Source organism: Synergistaceae bacterium DZ-S4 (assembly GCA_025943965.1).
GTDB lineage: Bacteria > Synergistota > Synergistia > Synergistales > Synergistaceae > Caenicola > Caenicola nitritireducens.
The window spans coordinates 15,762-40,431 of sequence record JAPCWD010000015.1 but is presented as its reverse complement, the minus strand read 5'-3'; the positions used below and the strand labels follow the sequence as shown (position 1 = coordinate 40,431).

Genomic DNA, 24,670 nt, shown 5'->3' with positions numbered 1-24,670 from the left:
TTCGGTCTTCCCGGCACCTCTATATCATTAGGGTAATTCTACCCAAATGACCAGTATTATGAAAAGACGCTTACTTTTATTCTTATGTTATCTCTTTGGTAAATATATTTTATGATACGAGCGGCTTTTGTTTATGCTCCTAAAAAGCTGTCATAGATTAAACTCAAAGACACTGGATCCCCGACAGAGGCACTCGGGGATGACGGAGATAAGAGACCGGATCCCGGCTCACGGCCAGAGAGCCAACGAGTTGCGAGTTGTGCGAATCGGCTGGCAGTTACACCAAGTGCATTCGGAGATAACGGGGAGAGAAAAAAGGTTAAAACAACTGTTTGACGATCGTTTGACAATTGTTTGACCATTGTTTGACAGCAGATCAAACAATTGCTTAGCCATCTTTAAATCGACTGCTTGTCAGTCTTTACGACCACTCAGGGAGGTGGCATGATATGTCGAAAAAAACATTTTTTTTCATCATGGCAGCCTTTTTGCTGCTCCTCCTTTGTGCCGCGCAGTCATTTGCGGCGGCATCTCCCGAACCTACTGACAAGACCATTCCCAGAGAGATAAAGATAGGAAAGAAGACATCAGAACAGGTTGAGAAACAATTTCCCCGTGTCCATGACCCTTCGCGTGAGGCAAAACTTGCGATGATAGCCGGCAGGATGACTCCTTATCTGAAACGCGAACTCCAATATAGCGTTAAGATCCTTGAGATGAAAGATCCCAACGCTTTTGCCCTTCCTGGCGGTTTTACCTACATAACTACCGGGATGCTCGATTTCTTGAAGAGCGAGGATGAGATCGCGGCTATACTGGCTCATGAGTTCGTCCATGCGGACAGGGCTCACGGCATAGTTCAGGCTGCCAGAAACAACAGGCTGAGCCTTCTCTCGCTGGCCGGAATGATCGCGGCTACCCAGGGAGGGGGGATGGCGGCCGCGATGCTTTCAAGTGCGATACAGACAGCCATAATGGGAGCTTACAGCATCGAGCTTGAAAAAGAAGCTGATGCAATGGGAATAGATATAATGTACAAGGCCGGATACAACCCTGCGGCAATGCTGACGACCATGGAGCGCCTCCAGGTCGAGAGGATGAAAAGGGCCTACGTTGATCCTGGGATATTTCAGACACATCCCGAGGTCGAGGAGAGGGTGAAGGCCGCCTTGAAGTACATGAAAGATAATGGCATAGAGGTCGACAGAAAGGGTGTCGTCCACAGACTGAAAACTGAGGTCACAGTAAAAGACGGAAGATCAACACTTACCATCGACGGCAGCATTTTTATTGATCTTCCGTGTGGTGAGGGAAACGACAAGTTTTTGAACGGGCTGAAAAAACGCCTTGACGATTCTCTTGCGATGGAACTGGCCCCTTATGACGTAACGGTGTATGGGACTCCGGGCGACCGGTCGCTAATAATAAGGGGGAGGACTATTTTGAACGAAAGAGAAATGCCGGAAGGTATGCCTCCCATACCAGAGATCAGGGAGAGGATCATAGCAGCACTTTCAGACGCCAGAAGGGAGAATCCACTGGCCGATTACTACGAGTAGATTATGGATCCCTCTTATATTTTTTACTTAGGGCAGTTATTTTTTAGATATGCAAATAAAAATATCCTAGGGAGCTTAATGCCAGAGTTTGCTCCCAATTTTTATGTACAAGTAAATATTTTTTTTAATTAATATTGTGTCAGCCGGACATGATGATCAGAAGTATTTAAGTTGGCATAGATGTACGGGGATAATTTTTTCGCTTTTGAGAGGTCAAATATCTTTTTCTTCCTGTAAAATAGATTGAGCCGGATAGGAGGGGTAGAATGTACATTTCACTATATCGCAGATACAGACCCCAAAAATTTTCTGACATGGTGGGACAGGGCGCGGCCGTAAGCGTTCTGCGCGAATCTCTGAAAGAAGGGCGTTTGGGCCACGCTTATCTTTTTTCAGGGCCAAGGGGGTGCGGCAAAACATCAGCTGCCCGCCTGGTCGCAAAAGGACTCAACTGCCAAAACCCCGCATTTGACGGGGAACCTTGCGGTGAATGCGAAGCCTGCGGAGCGATAGCCCAGGGTGAACACCTTGATGTTATAGAGATAGACGGAGCGTCGAACAGAGGCATCAACGAGATACGGGACCTGAAAAGCCATGTCAATCTCAAGCCACTGAGCGCACCTTATAAAATATATATTATCGACGAGGTTCACATGCTGACTGAGGCTGCGTTCAACGCCCTACTTAAGACTTTGGAGGAACCCCCTGCAAATGTCGTCTTTCTGCTGGCGACCACCGAGCCACACAAGGTCCCTGTGACCATAAGGTCAAGATGTCAGCACATCCCCTTCCATAGGATATCAATGGCGGATATGGTTAACCGTGTCGCTTATGTCTGCGATTCTGAGAAGATCAGCGCTGACATGGAAGCTGTATGGGAAATTTCAAGACAGGCAGACGGAGCCCTCAGGGATGCCCTTTCACTTACAGAGCAGGCCGTCTCTCTTGGAAAAGGCAACCTTACCCTTGAAAGCGTCAAGGCTCTCACTGGAGGAAGCAACAGGACGGAACTGGAAAAATGGGTCAAAAACCTGAGGATAGATCCCAAGGAGTCTAATGCGGCGCTTCACGAAATGCTGGGAAGGGGCATTTCTCCGGAGAGGCTTGCTGAATCGATGTTTGCCGTATTCAGGGACATGTGGATCTTCTCCCTTTGGGGAGAAAAGGGAATGGAAGCTCTTGAGGTCTCAGAAGAAGAGGGTCAGTTCCTGAAAGAAGAGTCACCTTTCTGGAGCTCGGATAAACTGAGATCTGCGTGTATTTTCTGCAGCAGCCTGTTGCCAAGGGCACGGTACGGCATGAGGATGGAGGTTTTTTCCGGCCTTATCATGCTTGAACTGACAAAAATAATGGGGTACAAAAACGAAAGAGTTGTTTCAGACCTGCATAAACATGAAGCTGACGAAGAGGCTGTCTTGAGGGCCGAAACAAAAACAGGCAGGGACGAGTGCCCCGGACCTCTTACAGGCAGGACATCTCCGGCCGGCAACGAGGGTGCATCGACCGGATCTTGTCCTACTGATCTGTCATTTGACGAGATCGAAGATCCAGACTTTGCCCAGCTCCTCTCAAAGCTTGGCAGAAAAGGAACAGCTATAGGCGCTGCTTTGCTGAACTGCGGTATCGTAACCGATGGATGCGGTTGGAGACTTGGATCAGACAGGCAGTCTCCCTCTTTGACATATCTTACTGTACCGCAGAACCGAAAACTCCTGTCAAAAGCAATGGAAGAGATCTGGGGACTCAGGGATCCTTCTGAGGGGGAGAACATATCTGCGGTTCCTTCTCCTCTGACTTTCGAAGAAAGTCCGGCCGAAGATGCGCCGGGGATTAAAGAAAAAAACTCCAAGGGTTCTCTCCTTGCCGATACGGACAGGATCATCAAACTGCTCGGGGCAGAAGTTCTTTATGTTAAAGACATGAACGGAGAGAACGAGACCGATGATTTTGGGAGCGCTGACTTATGAGCGAAAAACCCTTTGTTCATCTGCACGTCCACAGTGAATACAGCCTGCTGGACGGTGCTAATAAATGTGACAGTCTGGCATCGGCCGCAAAAGAGATGGGTATGGACTCAATTGCCGTTACAGACCACGGGGTAATGTACGGCTGCGTGGAGTTCTACAACAGGTGCAGATCGCAGGAAGTGAAGCCGATACTGGGGTGCGAAGTGTACGTGGACCCAAACGGATACACGTGCAGAGAGGGCAAAAATCAGTACCATCTGATATTGCTTGCCGAAAACGAAGAGGGCTATCACAACCTGATGAGGATAGTATCGGTAGCGAACACGGACGGCTTTTATTATAAGCCGAGGATCGACCATGAACTTCTCGCGAAACACAGCAAGGGTCTGATCGGAGCTTCCGCCTGTCTTGGAGGGGAGATACCAAGCCTCATTATGAAGGGCGACAACGAGGGAGCGTTGTCCAGGGCAGCCCTTTACAGGGACATCCTCGGTGATGGGAACTTTTTCCTTGAACTTCAGCACAACAGCATCCCTGAACAGGCTATTGTCAATAAGAGGCTTATTGAGATCGCCAGGAAGGAAAATTTCCCGCTGATAGCCACTAACGACGTGCATTACATGCGCAAGACCGACGCGGAGTGGCATGATGTGCTGCTGTGCGTTCAGACCAACAGCAACGTTGACGACCCCAACAGATACAGGTTCAGGGGGAACGACTACTACTTCAGGTCGCCGATGGAGATGTGGGATCTTTTTGGTGCGGAGGTTTCTGACTGTCTTATAAATACACAGAAGATCGCGGACAGATGCAGCGTGAATCTGGACATAGGACATTACTATCTTCCGGAATTTCCTCTTCCCGAGGGAGAGACGCTTGAAACCTATCTTAGAAGGACGGCTGAGGCAGGACTGAAGAAAAGGCTCAAGAGCGACGCTCCGCCGGAGAAGTATATGAAAAGGCTTTTTTATGAGCTAGATGTAATAGAACAGATGGGTTTTCCAGGTTATTTCTGCATTGTCGCGGACATCATTTCGGCCGCCAAGGAGAGGGGCATCCCGATCGGTCCGGGCAGGGGCTCAGCCGCAGGTTCGGTAGTTGCATGGTCCCTGGGCATTACTGACCTTGACCCGATAAGATACAACCTGCTCTTTGAACGTTTTCTCAACCCTGAACGTATAAGCATGCCGGATATTGATACCGATGTTTCGGATAAAAGAAGGGACGAACTGATAGAGTATATCGTCTGTAAGTACGGCAGTGACAGGGTCGCCCAGATAATCACCTTTGACCGGATGAAGAGCAAGGGGGCGATAACGGATGTCGGAAGGGCGCTTGGAATGACAGTCGCCGATGTCCGTAGGGTTACGAAACTGATCCCCGATTCTCTCAAGTCGGGGATAACCAACATAGGTGAGGCCCTTTCGGGAGTACCTGACCTGAAGGCAATTTACGATAAGGAACCTGCGGTGAAGAAACTCCTGGACATATCGTCGAACATAGAGGGAATATCAAGGCACTGTTCACAGCATGCAGCAGGAGTAGTCATAACCCCCAGACCAATAATAGAGATGGTGCCTGTAAGGAAATTCGGAGAGAGCCAGATCGTTACCCAGTACTCTATGGAGCCTGTCGAAAAACTTGGCCTGGTCAAGATGGACTTCCTTGGTCTCAGGACTCTCTCAGTGATCGAGGGGGCTCTGGAAAACATCAAAGCCAACGGCAAGGGACTGATCGACCTTGATGAGATACCGATGGACGACCAGAAGACTTATGAGATGCTGCAGCACGGTGACACGCTTGGAGTATTCCAGCTTGAATCAAGCGGCATGACTGCACTTGTCGTCAGAATGAAGCCTGACTGCTTCGAAGACCTCATCGCCCTTGTCGCTCTCTACAGACCGGGACCTTTGGAAAGCGGCATGGCCGACCAGTATGTAAGGTGCAAGCATAAGGAAGAACCTGTCCACTTCCTCCACCCCGCGCTCGCGGAATCTATGAAGGAGACATATGGGGTCATCCTCTATCAGGAACAGGTAATGCAGAGCGCATCTGCGTTGGCGGGATACACGCTTGGAGAGGCTGACCTGCTTAGAAGAGCAATGGGGAAGAAAAAAGCGGAGGTCATGGCAGAACAGCGCGAAAAGTTCATCAGCGGAGCTGTCAATAACAGTGTTGATCCGAAAAAAGCCGGAGAAATTTATGACATCATAGAAAAATTTGCAGGTTACGGGTTCAACAAGTCCCACAGCGCCGCCTACGCCCTGATAAGCTACAGGACGGCCTGGCTGAAGGCAAACTACGGTCCTGAGTTTCTGGCGGCCTACCTTTCAAGTATAGTAGGATCCAAGATGAGTGTATTGGGGCAGTATATAAGAAGTGTCAGAGAGGCAGGATTTTCAGTCTTACCTCCCGATATCAATGAGTCAAAGGAAGACTTCTCTGCATCGGGGGATATAATCAGGCTTGGACTGTCAGCAGTGGCAAAGGTAGGGCAGAGCGCCGTCAAAAACATAATCGAATCAAGGGAGAAGGAAGGAAGGTTCGAGTCTTTCTGGGATTTTTTCCTTAAGACAGATTCGCGTGTTGTAAACAGGGGGGTAATAGAAAACCTGATCAAGTCAGGAGCGTTCGACAGTCTTGAAAAGAACAGGGCGAAGCTTCTCAATGCTCTGCCTTCATTCCTTGAGTATGCGTCAAAGCGGTGTTCGGACAGCAACCAGTGCTCACTTTTCGACAATGTGGACGACGTTGTCCTCGACCCTGTGATGGAGGAGTGCGAAGATTTTTCCGTGAGGGAGAAGCTGGATTTTGAAAAGGAGAGCATGGGACTTTATATTTCAGGGCACCCCTATGATAACTACTTTCCTTTGATCAGGAATTACATCAACTGCACTTTCTCTGACCTGCCGCTATGGCAGTCAGGCAATCAGCCGGTGGTGTCAGCCGGCCTGCTTACCTCTTACAAGGAACGTTATACAAAAAAAGGAGACCCAATGGGGATCCTGGACTTCGAGGATTCTGAGGCGACCATAGAGGTCGTTGTCTTCCCAAAACAGTGGAGCAAATACAAGCCGCTGCTTAACATCGGATCACTATACTTCATCAAGGGTCAGCTGAAGCAGGACAGGGGGTTATCGATCCTGGCCGACGAAATAATTACTGAAGAGGACTATAAGTCCCTTCTTACTCCTCATGTTACAATTACAATAGAAGCCGATGGATTAACCGAGGACTTTTATGGTGATCTTTGCAGGCTTCTTCGCAAACATCCGGGCAAATACGATGTATTGCTTAAATTGGTAAATTCGGAGCAGACGGTCGTATCACTGCTCAGATCCGTGAAGGTAGATCTGAACGACAAGCTCTGCAGAGATGTTACAGACCATTCCAAGGGCAGGGCCTTCTGTTCCTGAAGGACGAAGAAAAGACGAGAGGAGAGGTCAAGATGCCTCAGAACGACAGCGAAGTGCGCCTCGCCGGGGGAGACTACATTGCGGTGAAAGCGCTTGAGAACGGAGTAACGGTCATCGGTGTCACAAGGGGAGCCGAGAACAGGTTCCTTCACACTGAGAAGCTGGACGAGGGAGAAGTATGGATTGCCCAGTTCACCGAACACATATCCGCGATGAAGATCAGAGGATCTGCCGTTATTTTGACAAAACACGGCGAGATAAAGAGCGGAAAGCATAAGCTGCCGGAGTCTGAATGAAAAGACTGGAGAGAAAAGTAAAAATAGTATGCACCATGGGGCCGGCGTGCTGGGATGAAAAGACCATAAGCGAACTTGTACGGTCCGGAATGAACGTAGCGCGCCTAAACTTCAGCCATGGTGACCATGATTCCCATACAAAGACCATCAATAATGTGCGGAAGGTAGAAGAGACCCTTCGCAGGCCTGTGGCCACACTGCTCGACACGAAGGGCCCAGAGATAAGGACCGGCATGCTTGAAGGCCATCAGAAAGTCATGCTGGAAGCGGGAAATGGATTCAGCCTGTTGCTTGCGCCTGCCGTAGGTAACTCAATGGGTGTATATGTTGATTACCCCGGTCTCTACAAAGAGATCTCCGTTGGACAGGAGATCTTCATAGATGACGGTTCAATATTGCTTTTGGCAGAGTCATTGGACAGTAATTCCGTCAGATGCAGAGTCATGGTCGGAGGGGAACTCGGAGAGAAAAAGGGAGTGAATGTACCCGGCGCGGATCTTTCCGTCCCTACTCTGACAGAGAAGGATATCAGTGACATAAGATGGGGCATAGAGCACAGCGTGGATTATATAGCTGTCTCTTTCGTCAGGACAAAGGAGGATATCCTCGGTGTCAGGAAGATCCTTGAAGAACATTCCGGAGAAGCAAAGATAATTGCAAAGATCGAGACAAGGCAATCGGTAGAAAATATTGACGAGATCCTTGCAATAGTGGATGGAATAATGGTGGCAAGGGGAGACCTTGGTGTCGAGATGCCGACTGAAGATGTGCCGATGGTGCAGAAGGAGATCATAGAAAAGTGCCGCTCACAGGGAAAACCTGCCATAGTTGCGACCCAGATGCTTGATTCGATGATACGGAATCCTAAGCCGACCCGCGCGGAGGCAAGCGATGTCGCAAATGCTGTCATTGACGGCGCCGATGCTGTTATGCTCTCGGGAGAGACGGCAGGCGGCAGATACCCGGTAGGATCGGTTAAGATGATGCATAAGATCTTGATGAGGACGGAAGAGAACCTTAGTGAGTGGCAAAGGACTCCGAAGATCTTTTTCAACTGCGGAGAAATAGCTGATGCCGTGAGCCGTGCTGCGCGTGACATCTCTGAAACCGTTTGTGCGACTGCCATACTGTCGTTAACGAGAAGCGGGGCGACTGCAAGGATGGTAAGCAAGTACAGGCCTGATTGCCCGATAATTGCCATGACACCGTCCTTTTCCACGTGGCGCGAACTTGCACTCGTATGGGGGGTATATCCTCTTATTTGTCCCTTCACAACTGATGTTGAAGAGTCCGTATCGAACTCCCTGTCGATAGTTCAGGAAGAAGGGCTGATAAAGGGCGGAGACAACGTTGTCTTCACCTCAGGTATCCCGCTTGGAGTTCCGGGCAGTACTAACCTTGTACAGGTTTATACTGTTGGCAAAATTATCGGCAAAGGACTGTCTTTGATAAAGAAGAAGACAAGAGGTGTGGTCTGCAAGGCTGAAACTCCGGAAGAGGCAAATCAGAAAATTACCCAGGGATCGATCCTTGTAGTGCGGAAGACAGACCGGGATTATATTCCCGCAATGGAAAGGGCGTCGGGTGTTGTAAGCGAAGAAGACGGATTTTCCTGCCATACCGCTGTCGCATCGTTGAACATGGGACTTCCCGGAATAGTCGGAGTATCCGGGATATTTGACTTGGTAGAAGACGGAACGCTTATTACCCTTGACGGTGTGCGCGGAGTGGTCTATCTGGGACGGAGCCAGTAGTGGCTCTCATTGGTGCCCACATATCTGTCGCAGGGGGACTCCACAGGGCATACCAGAGAGCAGATGCCGCAGGCTGCGAATCCATGCAGATATTTACGAGAAACCAGCGCCAATGGTCAAATGACCCGCTCAGCTTCAGGGAGATAGAGGAATTTTACAGGGCCTCAAAAGACAGTTCGGTAAGGAAGGTCGTTTCTCATGCCTCCTATCTGATTAATCTGGGAGGGAATGACCACGTAAGGGGAAAGAGTGAAGAAGCCCTGATAAGTGAGCTCGAGAGATGTAGGCATCTGAGCATAGACGATGTTGTGCTGCATCCCGGTTTTGCTCTTGAAAGCACTGGGGAAGCGGCCCTTGCAAGAGTCTCCGCCTCTCTTCTGAAAGTACTCGAAGCCACTTCGGACATTAAGGTAAGGATATTGCTGGAGACCATGGCCGGACAGGGGTCCGTACTGGGAGGGGATATTTCTGAGTTTTCCGCTATACTGGACCATTTGGAAGGTCATCCGAGGATAGGTTTCTGTGTAGACATCTGCCATGTATTTGCGGCAGGATATGAAATAAGGACTCACGAATCATACAACAGGCTTGTAGGTTTGCTGGAGAAGCATGTGGGGCTCGAAAGGATACACTGCTGGCATTTGAGCGACAGCAAGATGGATAAGGGAAGCAAAAAGGACAGGCATCAGCATCTGGGAGAGGGAACCATCGGACTCGAACCATTTTCGATGCTTGTAAACGACGTCAGATTTGATAATGTTCCGGCTATACTTGAAACGCCGAAAGAGGGCATAGGAGACGAAGGAAATCTTTCTCTTCTGAGAAAACTGCGGGGAGAGTAAGTGATAATATTAGACAGCTTTTATATCAGTTTCATACTAAATCACCGTCAGGCAAACGAATTATCAGAGATCTGAGATAAAAGGAGGTGGTTCCGTTGCCGTTTTTTGATTTGCGCTGGCAGGATATCCCTGACATTTTTATTGTCGCCTTTATCATTTACAGAGTTCTTTTGCTATTGGTCGGGACTCGTGCCATGCAGCTCATACGTGGTGTCATGATCATCGGACTTATCGGTGCTCTCGCAAATGTCCTCGAACTGAGAAGCCTTTCCTGGATCATCGGAAAACTCCTGAGCGCCTTCATAATAGTAATACCGATCCTTTTCCAGCCGGAACTGAGGCACATGCTTGAGGAGCTTGGCAAGGGCCATCTGTGGAAGGTAGACAAGAACGAAGAGATGGTGGATATCAAAGCGGAGAATCTTACCAAGGCTATGCTTTACTGCAAATCACAGAGGATAGGCGCGCTTTGCGTCCTTCAAAGGAACACCAGTCTCAAGGAGGTTTGGAGGACCGCTGTATCCCTGAAGGCAGATATCACGGAAGAATTGATGGTATCTATTTTCTGGCCCGGGACCCCTCTTCACGATGGTGCGGTAGTAATAGACCAGCATAATATCATTGCAGCCGGCTGTTATTTGCCGCTGACTGAAAAAACAGATATCTCAAGATGGTACGGGACCAGACACAGGGCAGCCCTTGGCGTTACAGAGATGTCAGACGCGCTTGCTATAGCCGTTTCGGAAGAACGCGGAGAGATAACGGTCGCGGTAGGCGGACGGCTCTCAAAACCATTGAGCGAGGCTCAGCTCAGAAGTATATGCGGCCACTATTTCAGCTACGAGGGAAGGGGCTCCAACTTTATGGACAGGCTCAGGGAAGAAATAGTCCAGCAGTGGCCGGGGAGTGTACCCAATGAAGAATAACGCTGAAAACGGAAATGGCGGCCCTAAGGATTTTAGGAATATGTCCAAAATAACAAAAAAATTTTTTGAAGAACTTGACAGATGGATAAGCATACGCGGGACGGGAAGGCTCAGGGCCAATTTGGGACTCTTTTTCGTCTCTCTTGTCATCTCGCTTATGGTGTGGGCATTCGTTGCATGGGACGGCAACAGTGACGGGACACGCTCAATGTCCGCAAATATCGAATATCTCAACCTCCAGAGAGGGTACTCGATGTTCGACAATACCAGAAAGGTCGAGATAAGGATCGTTGGGAGGATCAATGCCCTTTCGAGGGTCGAGCAGAGTGATGTTTCTGCAAGGGTAGACCTTCAGGGACTGCAGCCAGGGAAATACAGCCTGCCGATAAGCATCAGCACTCCGCCCTTTGTAAGGGTGAGGAACTGGCAGCCATCGACCGCGGATGTCGAGATATACAGACATGTCGAAAGGACCGTGCCTATCTCACACCGCATTGAAGGAAATCTGCCGGAAGGCATGGCAGTGTCTTCAGTAAACATTTTGCCCAGAGAAGCTGTGATAAGCGGGCCGGAGATCGATGTCCTCTCAGTGCAGTCCATTGAGGCCATTATTCCGGCATCAAAGATCAATGACGGAGAAAGCATGGTTCTTCCTGTAAAAGTTGCAGGCCAGCCGGCAAACTCCGAAAGAGTAAAAATAACTCCCAATCAGACTGAAGTGACTGTCTCGCTGGAAAATGAAATACTCGGCGAGAGCATACCTGTAGAGGTATCTGTCATCGGGACGCCGGCTGACGGATACGAACTCGAATCTGTTCTGGTCATACCCTCCAGTGTAGCGATAAAGGGAAAAAGCACAGCTGTGAAGAAAATGACCTCGCTCGTGCTTCCTCCGGTCGATATATCCGGACTTGACCAGAACCTTAACCTCATGCTGCCGCTCCAGCCGGTTGAAATGACCCCGGAGGTCGAGATACGTGGTCCTGACAGAGCCAGAGTGGAAATTTACATCAGAAAAAAGATAGCTGAGAGGACGTTCAGCGGTGTAGGGGTGATGACCGAGGGTTCTGCACAGGGTAAAGAGTGGAAGCTTGCCCCTCAGTCCGTAAAACTGACAATAAGCGGGACAAAAGCTGATATCGATGCGCTGCATCCCGGCTCGGTACCATGTGAACTTTATGTGGATGTTTCAAATATTGTATCAAAACAGCTGATGCTCCCCGTTCTGGTAAGAGACTTAAAATCCGGATTCAAGGTCCTGAGGATAGAGCCTGAACAGGTGACAGTGACCGCAGTGGATTAGGGTAAGGGCATAGTGAAGCGGCGATATTATCGCCGTGAAGCTGTAGTGAAGCAATGGTGAATCTGTAGTAGGGCGGTCAAACTATCGTCAAACAGTAGTCAAACGGTTGTCAGGTCACAAGGGCAGGGACGCGGAATTCGCGACATTAGTTGCTGTGGAATTTGGCGGGCGTTCACCCACCGGAGAATAAAAGCTTAGATTTTAAGATTTAATTCATCGCCTGACCAGTCAGGCAAATTCTCCAGCGACGAATGTCGCGAATTCTCCGCAGCCTAAAGGCTGCAAATTCTCCGCGGAGGCAGTCTTCGCGAGCATTAACGACTGCTTGCCTATTGCTTGCCCACGCTTGCCAATAGCTCGCCGGTCTTTATGTCAGTTATTTTATTAATATAGGATCAAGGGGTGGCTTTATTGGAAAATAATAAGGTACGGCGCATGTTCGGGACAGACGGTGTCAGGGATATCGCCAACATAGGACTTATGACACCCGAGACTGCAATGAAACTGGGCAGGGCCTTCACTGTATTTCTTATCAACAGAGGCGCTGAAGGACCAAGGATCGCTGTCGGAAGGGATACGAGATGTTCGGGACAGATGATCGAATCTGCTCTCTCTGCCGGCATCACCTCAGCAGGCGGGAACGTCTATTCCATAGGTGAGATCCCAACGCCGGGAGTAAGTTTTTCCGTAGCTTCGGGACATTTTGACGGAGGAGCCGTGATCAGCGCCTCCCATAATCCGGCGGAGTACAATGGGATCAAATATCTTGACGGAGACGGTTTTAAACTTTCAGACGAGGAAGAGCTGGAAATCGAAGGTCTTTACGAGACGGACGCAAGATCTGAGAGGCCGACCCACGGAGCTGTCGGCAGGATATATGATGCGGGTGAGCTTACAGGCAAATATCTTAATTTTCTGCTTGGAATAATGGAAAAGGTCGAAAACAGGGATCATTCCATACTGATCGATGCAGCCAACGGAGCTGCGTCTGCCCTGGTAGAGCCGCTGTTCAAAAACTGGAAGGGGCCGGTCTCGATCTTAGCCAACCAGCCTGATGGCCTCAATATAAACTCCGGGGTCGGAGTTACCAATATGGACTTTCTCAGACGTAAGACAATGGACGCAAAAGCGGAAATAGGCATTGCTTATGACGGTGATACCGACAGGGTCCTAATGTGTGACGGAAAGGGGAGGATCATTGACGGCGACATCATGCTCTGGGTCATAGGCCGCTGGCTGAAATCAAAGGGCACTCTCGGATCCGGGGTGGTGGCGACAGTGATGAGCAACATGGTCCTGGAGGATCTGCTTACCAAAGAGGACATAAAGGTATTCAGATGCGGTGTCGGTGACAGGTATGTACTTGACACTATGCGGAAAGAAAATAGCCGGGTTGGAGGAGAACAGTCAGGTCACCTGATCGCCCTTGACTATGCGAACACAGGGGACGGACTCTGTTCAGGTCTCCTCTTCCTTAGGGCCCTCTCGGACCTTGATGAAGACATCTTGACACTCTCAGATCGTTTCGACAGGTATCCGCAGGTGCTCAGGAATCTCAAGATCGAAAACAAGGATCGTGTTTTGGGCAGTTCCAAATTAAAAGAAGCTGAAAAAATAGCATTGGATGACCTTAAAGGCAAGGGACGTATGCTGCTTCGGCCCTCGGGGACGGAACCTCTTATCAGGATCTTCGTCGAATCAAGGGACCACCGGCTTATGAATGAAACGGCAGCAATGCTTGAAAAGACGATACTGGAAATAGCGGCGGCAGGGGGTAATTGAATGGGGTTCAGGCATATTAAGAAGGCAGTCTTTCCGGTCGCTGGGCTGGGCACAAGATTTCTGCCCTTGACAAAGGACATTCCAAAGGAAATGATGCCGCTGATCGACAGGCCGCTGATCCATTACGGAGTGGATGAGGCCGTTGCTTCAGGGTGCAGTGAAATAGTCTTCGTAACGGGGACGGGAAAAGAGACAATATATCAGTATTTCCAGCACTCGCCGAATCTTGAAAAACACCTTGAGCAGACAGGAAAAAAAGATTTGGCAGAGCATCTGAAAAAGATACCCGAACTTGCCGTTTTTTATTACACACTCCAGGAAAAGCCCCTGGGACTCGGACATGCGGTACTTTGCGCCGAAGAGTTCTGCAGGGATGAATACTTTGGCCTTTTGCTTCCGGATGACGTAATGCTTGCCGATCCTACAGTCCTGTCGCAGCTGGAATCGGTAAGAGAAAAATACGGCGGGTCAGTCCTGAGCCTTGAGGAAGTAGATCAGGAGGATACTTCAAGGTATGGGATAGTTGATGCAGAAGAGGTGGGACCCGGTGTCTACAGGGTCAAGGGACTTGTTGAGAAGCCCGACCCCAAAGAGGCCCCCTCAAACCTGGCGATAATGGGAAGATACGTTCTCTCTCCTTCTATATTCAGCCATCTTAAAAGCATTAAAAGGGGCAGGGGAGGCGAATATCAGCTTACCGACGCCATTGCCTCAATGCTCGGGGAAGAACCGGTCTATGCACTCATATATAAAGGAAGAAGGCTGGACTGCGGTGTGAGGGAAGGGTGGATAAAGGCGACTGTCACAATGGCCCTCAGGGATCCGGATCTTAAAAAGATCATAATGGATACTATCGAGAAAGAGACCGGGAAGAAACTGTAAAAAAAGCAAAAAAGTGTGGCATCTGCCACACTTTTTTAATGGTAATATCCCGCATATTCTATTTTGCCGGTTCGGCGGTAGTGGGGAAGTATATCCTTAGGTGGGTGATGTCTTTCAGGGCGTTGTCGTTCCTTCCCTCTGCATCAGGAAGTCTCTGCCACGCGCCGCCGTTTTTTCTGACAAGCAGGAGAGATCTTCTGCCATAAGTCGACCATATATCCCAGAGGCTTTCTCCTTCGGCCGGGCCCGGTACCAAAACTTCTTTAAAAAGAGGCGGGGTTCCCCCCATCATGGATTTTCCGTCAGGCGGACCTATGATCATCCACTGTGTCATATCCCAGGAACCCTGCATTTCTTTTGAAAGGAGGGCGTGATCCCAGGGTATTATCTGAAAGCCTCCGATCTTTCCTCTCTGCGAGGAACTGAAATCGATGACCCCGCAGTGGTTTGCCCTCAATGCTCCGGTCTTCTGGAACAAGGTCCCTTCAAAGCGTCCCGTTCCCCCCAGCGGTCTAATGACGCGGGCGATGACCAGGTATCCCTCTTTGCTCCACTGGATCACCCTCCCGCCTGGCCTGTTTTCGATCTCAGCCATATAACCAAAGTCCCTTTCCTGAACTGAGATCAGCAGGGTGTCTCCTCTTGCCGGGAGGTTTCCTGCGGAGAGAGGGGCAGCAAGACCGGTCACTTTTTTTACGACTGTAATTTTTGATCCTACCGGGGGAGCCCATGCTCCGAATATGCCTGTGCCTGCCTGTGAAGATATTACTATCGAAGCTCCGGGGCCCGCGGCCGGCGCTATTGTCTCACGCGGTATGATACTCAGAGTCCTCCCCTTTTCTTTCTCTATCGAAACAAGCATGTGTAAGGCGTTAACAGCAGATGCGCACACATCTCCCGGGTCTCCCCATGCACTTGCGCTGTAGCTCGGCCACCTGGTGGTCTGTGGCAGTGCCGTGACCTGACCGACTACATAGCTATCTCTATCAGATGTGACAACTGTCACATTTTCACCTGTCTCCATCGGGATAGTGATCTTGTAGAGAGGGGGCTGAGTTTCTCCTGCCATCGCAGGGGAAAAAACAACATTAGCTGTCGACAACGATATCGCTGCAAATAGAAGGGTGATCGCGGTCTTTGTTACGATATGGTGCAGACTTTCAGCAATTCTGATCAAATCGGCTGCTTCTTTTATTTTTTGCTGAAGCAATCTGTGCAAAGGCCGTAAAGAAAAACTTCTGCGTTGTCTATCTGTGCTATGCTGTTCTGAGCTGTGCTTGCCGACTTGAAAAATCCCTCTTCGTCGATGCTCAGGTCCACCAGCTTGCCGCAGTTTCTGCAGAGAAAGTGTCCGTGTGTCGACGTTGTCGGATCAAAATAAACTCTCTTGTCGTCTATGCTCAGTATCTTGATCAGCCCGGCGTCGGCAAGAAGCTGTGCCGTGCTGTAAACTGTTGCGACTGACATGGTAGGATAATCTACCGAAAGCTCCTTATAGAGAATGTCAGCCGAGGGGTGGTCAGTCCTGCCTTCCAGCTGCTTAAGGATCGCGATCCTCTGAGCCGTTATCTTCGCACCTCGTCCCCTGAGAACGTTTATTCCTTCACTAACTGTCCACATAAATTTGCTACCTCCGGTTTGTATAGAATCCGACTTAGAACTAATTATAAATCATATAGAAAAAAATGTATATATGAAGGGAAAAATACTTAAACGATAATAATTGTAAGATGCGTCTACTTGCGTAATTTTCTACATACAAGCTATAATGTCCGTTGCACGTTAATGGGGTGTAGCCAAGAGGAAAGGCAGCGGACTTTGGATCCGCCACCGATGGTTCGAATCCATCCACCCCAGCCACCGATCAGTGGCCGGGTAGGCAGGCAAAATGCCTTCCCAATGTTTTACTGTGTTTTATAATACTATCTTTTTTGATGAAAGGAGCCGGAGTCATGCAGCATGGACAGAACAAAATCTGTGTATTGATACTCGCAGCAGGCAAAGGTACACGAATGCGCAGTAAGACACCCAAAGTCCTTCATAAAATACTGGAAGAACCACTCCTTTACTATCCGCTTTCAGAATTGATATCTGCAGGTTTCAAAGATATATCCGTAATGGTAGGCTTTTCGGGAGAGATTGTCGAAGAATGGATCAAAGGCGAGTTCTCCGAAATAAATGTATTATGGCAGAAAGAGCAGCTCGGCACGGGGCACGCAGCAAGGCTTGCCCGGGACTGGTGGAAGGATTATGAGAACGTGGTTATCCTGCCGGGCGACACTCCGCTGATAAAAGCAGACACCCTCCGTAAATTCATAAATGCCCACATTGAAAATGATAACAGCTGCAGCTTTCTGAGTTTTGACCTTCCGGACCCGGCCGGTTACGGCAGGGTCATTAGAGACGGACTTTCAGTAAGGATAGTCGAACACAAGGACGCGACCCCTGATGAAAGAAAATGCCGTGAAGTGAACAGCGGGATGTATGTTTTCAAAACCTCCGCGCTATCCTCGGTAATTGACGGGCTGAACTGTGTTAACAGCCAGAAGGAGTACTACCTGCCGGATGCAGTTGCCCTTATAGAGCAAGACGGAGGGCGCACTGATGCCGTGAAGGCGTCCGATGCGACCGAATTCCTCGGGATAAACGACCCCAACCAGCTTGCCGCGGCAGCCTCGGTAATGAAGAAAAGGATACTCGATAAATGGATGGACAGCGGCGTAAGATGCAATGACCCGGCCTCAACGTGGATAGGTCCAAAAGTCGAGCTGGGAGAGGATGTCGAGATCTGGCCAAGTGTTCAGCTGTGGGGAAGGACATCGATAGGAAGCGGATGCACAGTGGGCAGCTTTACCGTCATTTCGGACTCCGTCCTTGAAGACTGCGTCGAGATAGTCGGATCGGTAAGGATCAAAAAAAGCAGAGTTGGCGAAAGGTCAACAGTGGGCCCATTTGTGTTTATTCGTGACGGCGCCGAGCTTCACTCTGATGTTCATGTGGGAAGGTTCGTAGAGATCAAAAAAAGCACAGTGCGAAGCGGGGCAAAAGTGCCTCACCTCTCTTATGTCGGGGATGCTGATATCGGTGAAAAGACCAACATAGGCGCTGGTACGATAACCTGCAATTATGACGGAGAAAAAAAGAATTTTACAAAAATTGGCAACAATTGTTTTGTCGGCAGTGATACAATGTTTGTAGCACCGGTGACGATCGGGGACGATGTCGTGACAGCGGCAGGTTCGGTGATAACGCAGGATATTCCCGACGGCGCGCTTGGAGTCGCGAGGGCAAGACAGAAAAATATAGAAGGCTGGAGTTCCCGCAGGAAGATCCGCAAGGGAGGAAATTGACATGTCTGCAGGTTTGAGGGAGGTCAAAATTTTTTCGGGGAGCGCTCATCAACAGTTTGCTGAGAGCATTTGCATGAATCTTGGAGTTCCCCTTTCGGCGTCAAAACTCTTCAGGTTTTCCGACGGAGAGATAGGCGTTTCGATAGAAGAGAGCGTAAGGGGTGCGGACGTATATGTGGTACAGCCTACATGCGAACCGGCAAACGAACACCTTATGGAACTTCTTATCATTGTCGATGCTCTGAGGAGAGCATCCGTATACCGTGTCAATCTGGTCATGCCGTATTTCGGATATGCGAGGCAGGACAGGAAGACGCGCTCGAGGGAGCCCATCACATCAAAACTGATCGCCAACCTTCTTGAAAAGGCAGGAGCAGACAGAGTGATCTCAGCAGATCTTCACGCGGGACAGATACAGGGATTCTTTGACATCCCAGTCGATCATCTGACCGGTGTACCGCTTCTTGCATCCTACTTTCACAGGACTCTTAAGAAAGATATCGATCAGGGACTTGTGACAGTTGTCTCCCCTGATATCGGAGGGGTCGTCAGGGCAAGAAAGTTTGCAGAACAGATAGGAAACGCCGATCTTGCCATAGTCGACAAGAGGCGCTCACACGAAGTGACGAATGTCTGCGAAGTTATGGAGATAATAGGAAACATCGAGGGAAGGACAGCGATCCTCGTAGACGACATAATCGACACTGCCGGTACTATGGTCAAGGCAGCTGAAGCTCTCCGTGCAAGAGGCGCAAAGGAGATCTACGCCTGCGCCACCCACGGAGTTCTCTCCGGGCCTGCAATAGACAGGCTGAAGTCGTCTCTTATCAAAGAAGTGGTCGTGACGGACACTATTCCGCTAAAAGAAGAGAAAAAGTTCGACAGACTGACTGTTCTTCCGATCGCGCCGCTTTTTGCGGAGGCTCTGAGGAGGATCCATTCGGAACATTCCGTAAGCATCCTTTTCAGGTAGGAACGAACCTGGGTATCACCGCGGCGGGTTTTGCCGCTGAAAAGCATAGAGCAAAAAAAATATCAGCAAGCATATATTTTCTGAGGAGGAAACACTGATGGCAGCAAAAAAACAGCAGCACAAGATCGAATTTACAGTAAGAGAGACGACGGGTACCGGAGCATGCAGGAAGATCCGTTCAAAAAACATGGTCCCTGTCATACTTTACGGACCAGAACATAAACTCGGGCTTGCCGGGACGGTTTCCGCAAGAGCTATCGCGCCCATAGCGAACAGCGAGGCAAGAGAGACGACCGTTATCGAGCTGACGATGCCCGACGGCAAGGAGTGCATGGCTCTCATCAGGGATGTCCAGCGCCATCCGATCAGTCAGAACATCCGTCACATAGACTTTTACCAGGTCCTGAGGGGACATAAGATCAAGGTCGAAATACCGATCAGGGTGATAAACAGAGAAAATGCCCCCGGAGTCAAAGAGGGCGGTCTCCTCAATCAGATAACCAGGTCTGTCTCAGTCGATATCAAACCCCGCGACATCCCGGAGGACATTGTGATAGACGTTGCCGAGCTCAAACTAGGAGACGAAATTTTTGTCAGGGATCTTGCCCTGCCCGAGGGTTGCGATCTTCATACTCCTGCGGATACTCTTATACTTCAGATAACCCAGCCCAGAGCTGCTGCGGAGACCGAAGAAGAGGGACTTGAGGGAGAAAAGGCCGAAGTCGAAGTAGTTGCAAAGGGCAAAGCAAAGGAAGAAGATAAAGATTAAAACAGGAGAAAACGTGACTCCGTTATGAAACTGATCGTAGGCCTTGGAAATCCTGGTGTTGAGTATGCCTGGACCAGGCATAACGCAGGTTGGCTCATGATAGATTCTTTTGTTTCAAGGCTGGGACTCTCCGAACCCAGAATGAAATTCAGAGGGGCTTTTTGGGGGCCTGTGTTTCATAACGGTGAGAAGATCTGCCTGCTGAAGCCGTATACATATATGAACCTAAGCGGTCTCGCTGTAGTTGAGGCTGTAAACTACCAGAACATCGTACCGTCCGATATCCTTGTCATATATGACGATGCCGCGCTTCCCTTCGGAAGGATCCGGATCAGGGAAAAAGGCTCGGCAGGAGGACAAAAGGGAATGATGTCGATCCTGGGAGCCCTGAAAACATTCGATGTTCCAAGGCTCAGGATAGGTGTCGGCGAACCGCAGGGAGCCGTTAATATGGCTGACTGGGTCCTTGGCAGGATACCTCCTGGCCAGAAGGATATGTGGCATAAACTCGAGGATATCGCATGGGAAGCCCTCAATATCTGGCTGAAAGACGATATCCAAAAAGCTATGAGTTCCATCAACGGACTCAGGCTTGATGGCTTGGGTAAAGCGTGAAAGAATGCAGGATAAAGAAAAAGACGGCAGGCCGGTAAGCAGTCTCTTTGATCTTGACGAAGAGGCATGGCTGCGGAATAAATCAGTACATCTTGTATCAAAGGGAGCAATGAGGAGTTGGGCTGCAAGGGATCCCGACACCTCATTGCTTGTTTTGCTTCCGGACCAGAGACAGGTAAGGGACTTTGCCGCTGACTGCGAGACTCTCGGTACGATCAAAAAGGTCACGGAGCTTCCCGAAATGCCCCTTACGGAAGATGAATCCAGGTCAGAGGCGCTCAAAGTTCAAAGAGGAGGCATACTTGAACACTTCAGGATCTATGGGGGGACGATGGCCGCTACTCCGGCATCTCTTCTTGCTCCGTTTTCTGCGGGCGGAGATCATTTTGAGATAGAAAAGGGCAGTAACGACCCAAGGCAAAGGCTCCTTGGCTGGCTTGTACAAAAGGGATACGAGAGAAGCGAGCTTGTCTGGTCCCCTGGACAATATGTCTCAAGGGGCAGCATAATAGACGTCTTCAGTCCTTCAGATCCTTACCCAGTAAGGCTTGAATTTTTTGACGACGAAATTGAAAGCATAAGGTTTTTTGACCCCGAGACCCAAAAAAGCCTTCGTACCCTAAATAAATGTTCTGTTAAAAGCCTCATATCGAAAAAGGAGACTGAACTCGAAAAATATCTCCCCTATGATATGAGAGTCATTTTCTTCGATCCCAAAGGACTTGATATGACCGCAGAAAATTCTGTCTGGCTGTGGCAAAACCTCGAACGCGACAGGCAAAACGCTGTCCCATGGAAAAAGTGGGAGGAACTCTGCGTTTTTTTTACGAAGTTTAAAAGAATAAGGGTAACGAGAGACGTAAAAAATACATCATTAAGACTTGCTGTCAAACAGTTTCCTCTTTTCAGGGGCAGACTCAGGGATGTCGATCACTACTGCGAAGAACTTCTCAGAGAAGGCGTTTCGGTCGAAGTCTTCTCTGAATCAAAACTTAACCTTTCATGGGCCGAATCAAGAGGTTACGCTGCTGTCAAAGGAGTGCTTTCTGAAGGCTTTGTCGATGTCCTGACAAAAAAGGCTGTCCTAACGGATCTTGAGCTCTCCGGAGTCTCGCTTTCGAGACACAGGACAGAGGTGATAGCTCCCAGTGACTGGGGAGTCGGTCTGTTGCCGGGACAATGGGTCGTACATGATGATTACGGCGTCTCCAGATATATGGGACCGCAGACGATAGAGACAGATGAAGGAGAAGAAGAATATCTGGTCCTGGAATTCGCCGAGGAAAGACGTCTTCTTATCCCTGTGCTCCATTTTTACAAAATATCTCCCTGGGCGCCTCTGCAGGGCCAGGAACCGGTTCCTGACAACCTCAGGGGAACACTGTGGAAAAAGGCCTCTGCCAAGGCTAAAGAGATGGCGGAAAAGGCCGCCAAAGAGCTTGTCAGCATATATGCCGCAAGAGAACTCACAAAAGGCTTATCTTTCCCGTCCAACAGGGAATTGATGAAGGAACTGGAGGATGGTTTCATCTATGCTGAGACCAACGACCAGATAAAGGCCATCCGTGATGTTGAGAATGACATGGAAAGGCCTGTTCCAATGGACAGGCTGGTTGTGGGAGACGTTGGATTCGGCAAGACAGAGGTAGCGATCAGAGCAGCCGGTAAGGCTGCCTTCGGCGGCAGCCAGGTCGCGATACTTGCCCCGACGACGCTCCTCGCTCAACAGCATTATGAGACATTTTCTGCAAGGTTCGGCAACCTTCCGATAAGAGTTGAGGTCGTTTCGAGGTTTGTCCCGTTCGCTGCCCAGAAAAAAATACTGGAAGACCTCAAAGAGGGCAAGGTAGATATAATAATCGGGACCCACAGACTTCTCAGCCAGGACGTCTTATTCAAAGACCTGGGGCTTGTCGTCGTGGATGAAGAGCACCGGTTCGGAGTCATGCACAAGGAGCATCTGAAAAAGATGACGCCGGGAGTTGACGTGCTCATGCTTTCAGCCACTCCCATACCCCGTTCGCTTTCCCTCTCTATCAGCGGACTCAGGGACATCTCGCTGCTTCAGACACCCCCTCAAAGGAGATTGCCGGTCCTTACTGTAGTAAGACCATGGTCAGAGGAACTTTTGAAAAGTGCTGTCCTGCGGGAGAAGAACAGGGGAGGGCAGGTCTTCTTCGTACACAACAGGATCAATGACATTCATGAACGTACCGTTATGCTTAAAAGGCTATTCCCAAAACTCAGCATCGCAGTCGCACACAGCAGGACACCGGAAGCCCAGCTGGAGAATACTATGATGAAATTCTCGCTGGGTGAGATAGATATACTGATATGCACGACTATTGTCGAAAGCGGTCTGGACATACCAATGGCAAATACTCTCATCGTTGACGATGCTCACGAGCTCGGGCTTGCCCAGATGTACCAGCTGAGGGGCCGTGTCGGAAGAAGGGAAGAACAGGCATACGCGTTCCTCTTCTACCCTCACGATGCGCATCTGTCAGTTGAGGCAAGCGAAAGACTTGAGGCCATAGCGGAGCTGGATGAACTTGGAGCAGGTTACAGTCTTGCGCAGAGGGACCTTCAGATAAGAGGAGGAGGAGACCTCATCGGTATAGCCCAGCACGGCAATTCTACTAGGGTCGGATACCAGAAATACTGTGACCTGCTTGCCGACGAGATCGCCAGGATAAAGGGAGAAAAGAAAAAAGCAGCAGAGGTGGAGATAGGGTTTCCGGCCGCCATACCAGGAAACTATCTCCCGCAGGAAAACCTGCGTGTAACTCTTTACAGGAGGATGCTCAAAACAGACTCTCCCGAAGAGGCTCTGGCACTTAAAGATGAGACGACAGACCGTTACGGGAAGATGCCGCCTGTGATTGATTTTCTGATGGACCTGACTTTTGTCAGATCGGCGGCTCCCGGCCTTCAGATCACAAAAATTTTATGCAGCAGTCATGAAACTGTCATACAGGGAGATCCCGATGGCAGGTGGACCACTCTTGATCTCAGGCTGCCATGGATGCGGAGGCTCGATGGTTTTGTCGGCCCCGGCGGATATGTTGGAATGTGCATTTTGGCGGAGCTGATAAAAGGAAAAATCGGGTAAATCTGCTAGAATAGATTGGTTGGGAGGCGCTGTAATGACTCAGAAGCAGGCAATAGGAGAAAAGTTTATAAAACTTGTGGATGTGATGAAACGCCTTAGGGCTCCTGACGGCTGCCCCTGGGACAGGGAGCAGGACTATCTTTCACTCAGGCGCTATATAATTGAAGAGGCATATGAACTTATAGAGGCAATAGAAAATAAAAACAGGGACAACATCTGTGAAGAATGCGGAGATCTGTTGCTTCAGGTCGTTTTTGTTTCGGCACTGGCTGAAGAGATTGGCGAGTTTAACATATGCAATGTAATGGACCATCTGACAGAAAAACTGATAAGGCGCCACCCTCATGTATTTGGCGACACAATAGTTAACAGTTCCGATGATGTACTGAAAAACTGGGAACAGATAAAAGTCGGGGAGAGACAGGCTAAAAAAGTCGACTCATCTCTTCTGGCAGGGATCCCAAGAGGCCTCCCGGGTCTTCTCAGGGCTTACAGGATACAGGAGAGGGCCGCTAAGGTGGGTTTTGACTGGCCAAAAGGAGACCCCTCGCCTGTCATTGCGAAGGTAGAAGAGGAACTGAACGAACTCAAAGACAACATCACAAACGGGGCCGTCAGGGAAGCGACAGAAGAAGAGCTGGGCGACCTTCTCTTTGCAGTTGCAAACCTGTCTAGGCATCTGAAGGCAGACCCCGAGACAACGCTTCACAAGGCATGCGTAAAATTCAGTGACAGGTTTCGGATAGTGGAGGCAGAAGTAGCAGTTTCCGGAAGAGAGTGGAGCGACTTCACCCTGGATGAGCTGGAAGGATTCTGGCAAAAGGCGAAGAGGCAGGAAGAAGAATAAAAGACGGCTGAGCAGTTGTAAAGGCGGTCAACAACAGGCAAGCGATTGGCAAGCAATGGCAAGCAGTTGTAAGGACGTGCGGCTTTGCCGCGTGAAGTGCGACAGAAATATGTCGCGTGAAGCGATAGTGAAGCAGTGGTGAAGCGGTTGTAAGGGCAAAGGCCGCGAATTCTTGGCGGATGCTTTTTCCACATGTCTTTAATGACTGCTCAGCCATTGCTCAGCGAATGGTTTTAAGAAGCTTTTAAGCGTCTATCGCGCTTGAAATAGACAGACC

Annotated in this window: 18 protein-coding genes and 1 tRNA gene; 17 read left to right on the top strand and 2 right to left on the bottom strand. The window is 49.6% G+C overall.

The window, feature by feature from the left end; genetic code table 11:
- Window positions 1-449 precede the first annotated feature (449 nt).
- The 10 genes from OLM33_09145 to OLM33_09100 all read left to right on the top strand — a co-directional run bounded on the left by OLM33_09145 (window position 450) and on the right by OLM33_09100 (window position 14,727).
- On the top strand, window positions 450-1,559 hold the full coding sequence (locus OLM33_09145) for a M48 family metalloprotease (GenBank protein ID MCW1713820.1): 1,110 nt from the start codon (window positions 450-452) through the stop codon (window positions 1,557-1,559).
- 266 nt (window positions 1,560-1,825) lie between these two features.
- A complete protein-coding gene (gene dnaX, locus OLM33_09140) occupies window positions 1,826-3,526 on the top strand; it encodes a DNA polymerase III subunit gamma/tau (protein ID MCW1713819.1) in 1,701 nt (566 codons plus the stop codon).
- A complete protein-coding gene (locus OLM33_09135) occupies window positions 3,523-6,942 on the top strand; it encodes a DNA polymerase III subunit alpha (protein ID MCW1713818.1) in 3,420 nt (1,139 codons plus the stop codon). Before dnaX ends, OLM33_09135 begins: the two co-directional genes overlap by 4 nt.
- Window positions 6,943-6,974: 32 nt before the next feature.
- A complete protein-coding gene (gene mtrB / locus OLM33_09130; GenBank protein ID MCW1713817.1) occupies window positions 6,975-7,238 on the top strand; it encodes a trp RNA-binding attenuation protein MtrB in 264 nt (87 codons plus the stop codon).
- Complete coding sequence (pyk, locus tag OLM33_09125) at window positions 7,235-8,992, top strand: pyruvate kinase (protein ID MCW1713816.1); 1,758 nt, start codon at window positions 7,235-7,237, stop codon at window positions 8,990-8,992. Before mtrB ends, pyk begins: the two co-directional genes overlap by 4 nt.
- Window positions 8,992-9,834 (top strand): deoxyribonuclease IV, encoded by an 843-nt coding sequence (locus tag OLM33_09120; GenBank protein ID MCW1713815.1) that lies wholly within the window; start codon window positions 8,992-8,994, stop codon window positions 9,832-9,834. The genes pyk and OLM33_09120 overlap by 1 nt, the downstream gene beginning before the upstream one ends.
- Window positions 9,835-9,929: 95 nt before the next feature.
- Complete coding sequence (gene cdaA / locus OLM33_09115) at window positions 9,930-10,760, top strand: diadenylate cyclase CdaA (GenBank protein ID MCW1713814.1); 831 nt, start codon at window positions 9,930-9,932, stop codon at window positions 10,758-10,760.
- Complete coding sequence (locus OLM33_09110) at window positions 10,750-12,063, top strand: CdaR family protein (GenBank protein ID MCW1713813.1); 1,314 nt, start codon at window positions 10,750-10,752, stop codon at window positions 12,061-12,063. Before cdaA ends, OLM33_09110 begins: the two co-directional genes overlap by 11 nt.
- A 411-nt stretch (window positions 12,064-12,474) precedes the next feature.
- Window positions 12,475-13,845, top strand: a complete 1,371-nt coding sequence (gene glmM, locus OLM33_09105) for a phosphoglucosamine mutase (protein MCW1713812.1) — start codon at window positions 12,475-12,477, stop codon at window positions 13,843-13,845.
- The gene (locus OLM33_09100; protein ID MCW1713811.1) at window positions 13,846-14,727 is read left to right on the top strand and encodes a UTP--glucose-1-phosphate uridylyltransferase; all 882 of its coding nucleotides are present in this window, start codon (window positions 13,846-13,848) and stop codon (window positions 14,725-14,727) included.
- Window positions 14,728-14,785: 58 nt separating this feature from the next.
- On the opposite strand, the gene OLM33_09095 is transcribed toward OLM33_09100, so the two are convergent.
- Together OLM33_09095 and OLM33_09090 are read right to left on the bottom strand one after the other, a co-directional pair.
- Window positions 14,786-15,904, bottom strand: coding sequence for a hypothetical protein (locus tag OLM33_09095; protein MCW1713810.1), 1,119 nt, complete (start codon window positions 15,902-15,904; stop codon window positions 14,786-14,788).
- Between the two features lie 14 nt (window positions 15,905-15,918).
- Entirely contained in the window at window positions 15,919-16,347 is a 429-nt protein-coding gene (locus OLM33_09090) for a transcriptional repressor (GenBank protein MCW1713809.1), read from the bottom strand.
- A 166-nt stretch (window positions 16,348-16,513) separates the two neighbouring features.
- Here OLM33_09090 and OLM33_09085 point away from each other — a divergent pair.
- The 7 genes from OLM33_09085 to mazG all read left to right on the top strand — a co-directional run bounded on the left by OLM33_09085 (window position 16,514) and on the right by mazG (window position 24,393).
- Window positions 16,514-16,587, top strand: a tRNA-Gln gene (locus OLM33_09085).
- Between the two features lie 92 nt (window positions 16,588-16,679).
- Window positions 16,680-18,077: a bifunctional UDP-N-acetylglucosamine diphosphorylase/glucosamine-1-phosphate N-acetyltransferase GlmU gene (glmU, locus tag OLM33_09080; GenBank protein MCW1713808.1), complete on the top strand. Its 1,398-nt coding sequence runs from the start codon at window positions 16,680-16,682 to the stop codon at window positions 18,075-18,077.
- Window positions 18,078-18,090: 13 nt separating this feature from the next.
- Window positions 18,091-19,050 (top strand): ribose-phosphate pyrophosphokinase, encoded by a 960-nt coding sequence (locus OLM33_09075; protein ID MCW1713807.1) that lies wholly within the window; start codon window positions 18,091-18,093, stop codon window positions 19,048-19,050.
- A 97-nt stretch (window positions 19,051-19,147) separates the two neighbouring features.
- On the top strand, window positions 19,148-19,819 hold the full coding sequence (locus OLM33_09070) for a 50S ribosomal protein L25 (GenBank protein ID MCW1713806.1): 672 nt from the start codon (window positions 19,148-19,150) through the stop codon (window positions 19,817-19,819).
- Between the two features lie 24 nt (window positions 19,820-19,843).
- A complete protein-coding gene (pth, locus tag OLM33_09065) occupies window positions 19,844-20,434 on the top strand; it encodes an aminoacyl-tRNA hydrolase (GenBank protein MCW1713805.1) in 591 nt (196 codons plus the stop codon).
- Entirely contained in the window at window positions 20,415-23,546 is a 3,132-nt protein-coding gene (locus tag OLM33_09060) for a helicase-related protein (protein MCW1713804.1), read from the top strand. The genes pth and OLM33_09060 overlap by 20 nt, the downstream gene beginning before the upstream one ends.
- Window positions 23,547-23,580: 34 nt before the next feature.
- Window positions 23,581-24,393, top strand: a complete 813-nt coding sequence (gene mazG / locus OLM33_09055; protein MCW1713803.1) for a nucleoside triphosphate pyrophosphohydrolase — start codon at window positions 23,581-23,583, stop codon at window positions 24,391-24,393.
- Window positions 24,394-24,670 lie beyond the last annotated feature (277 nt).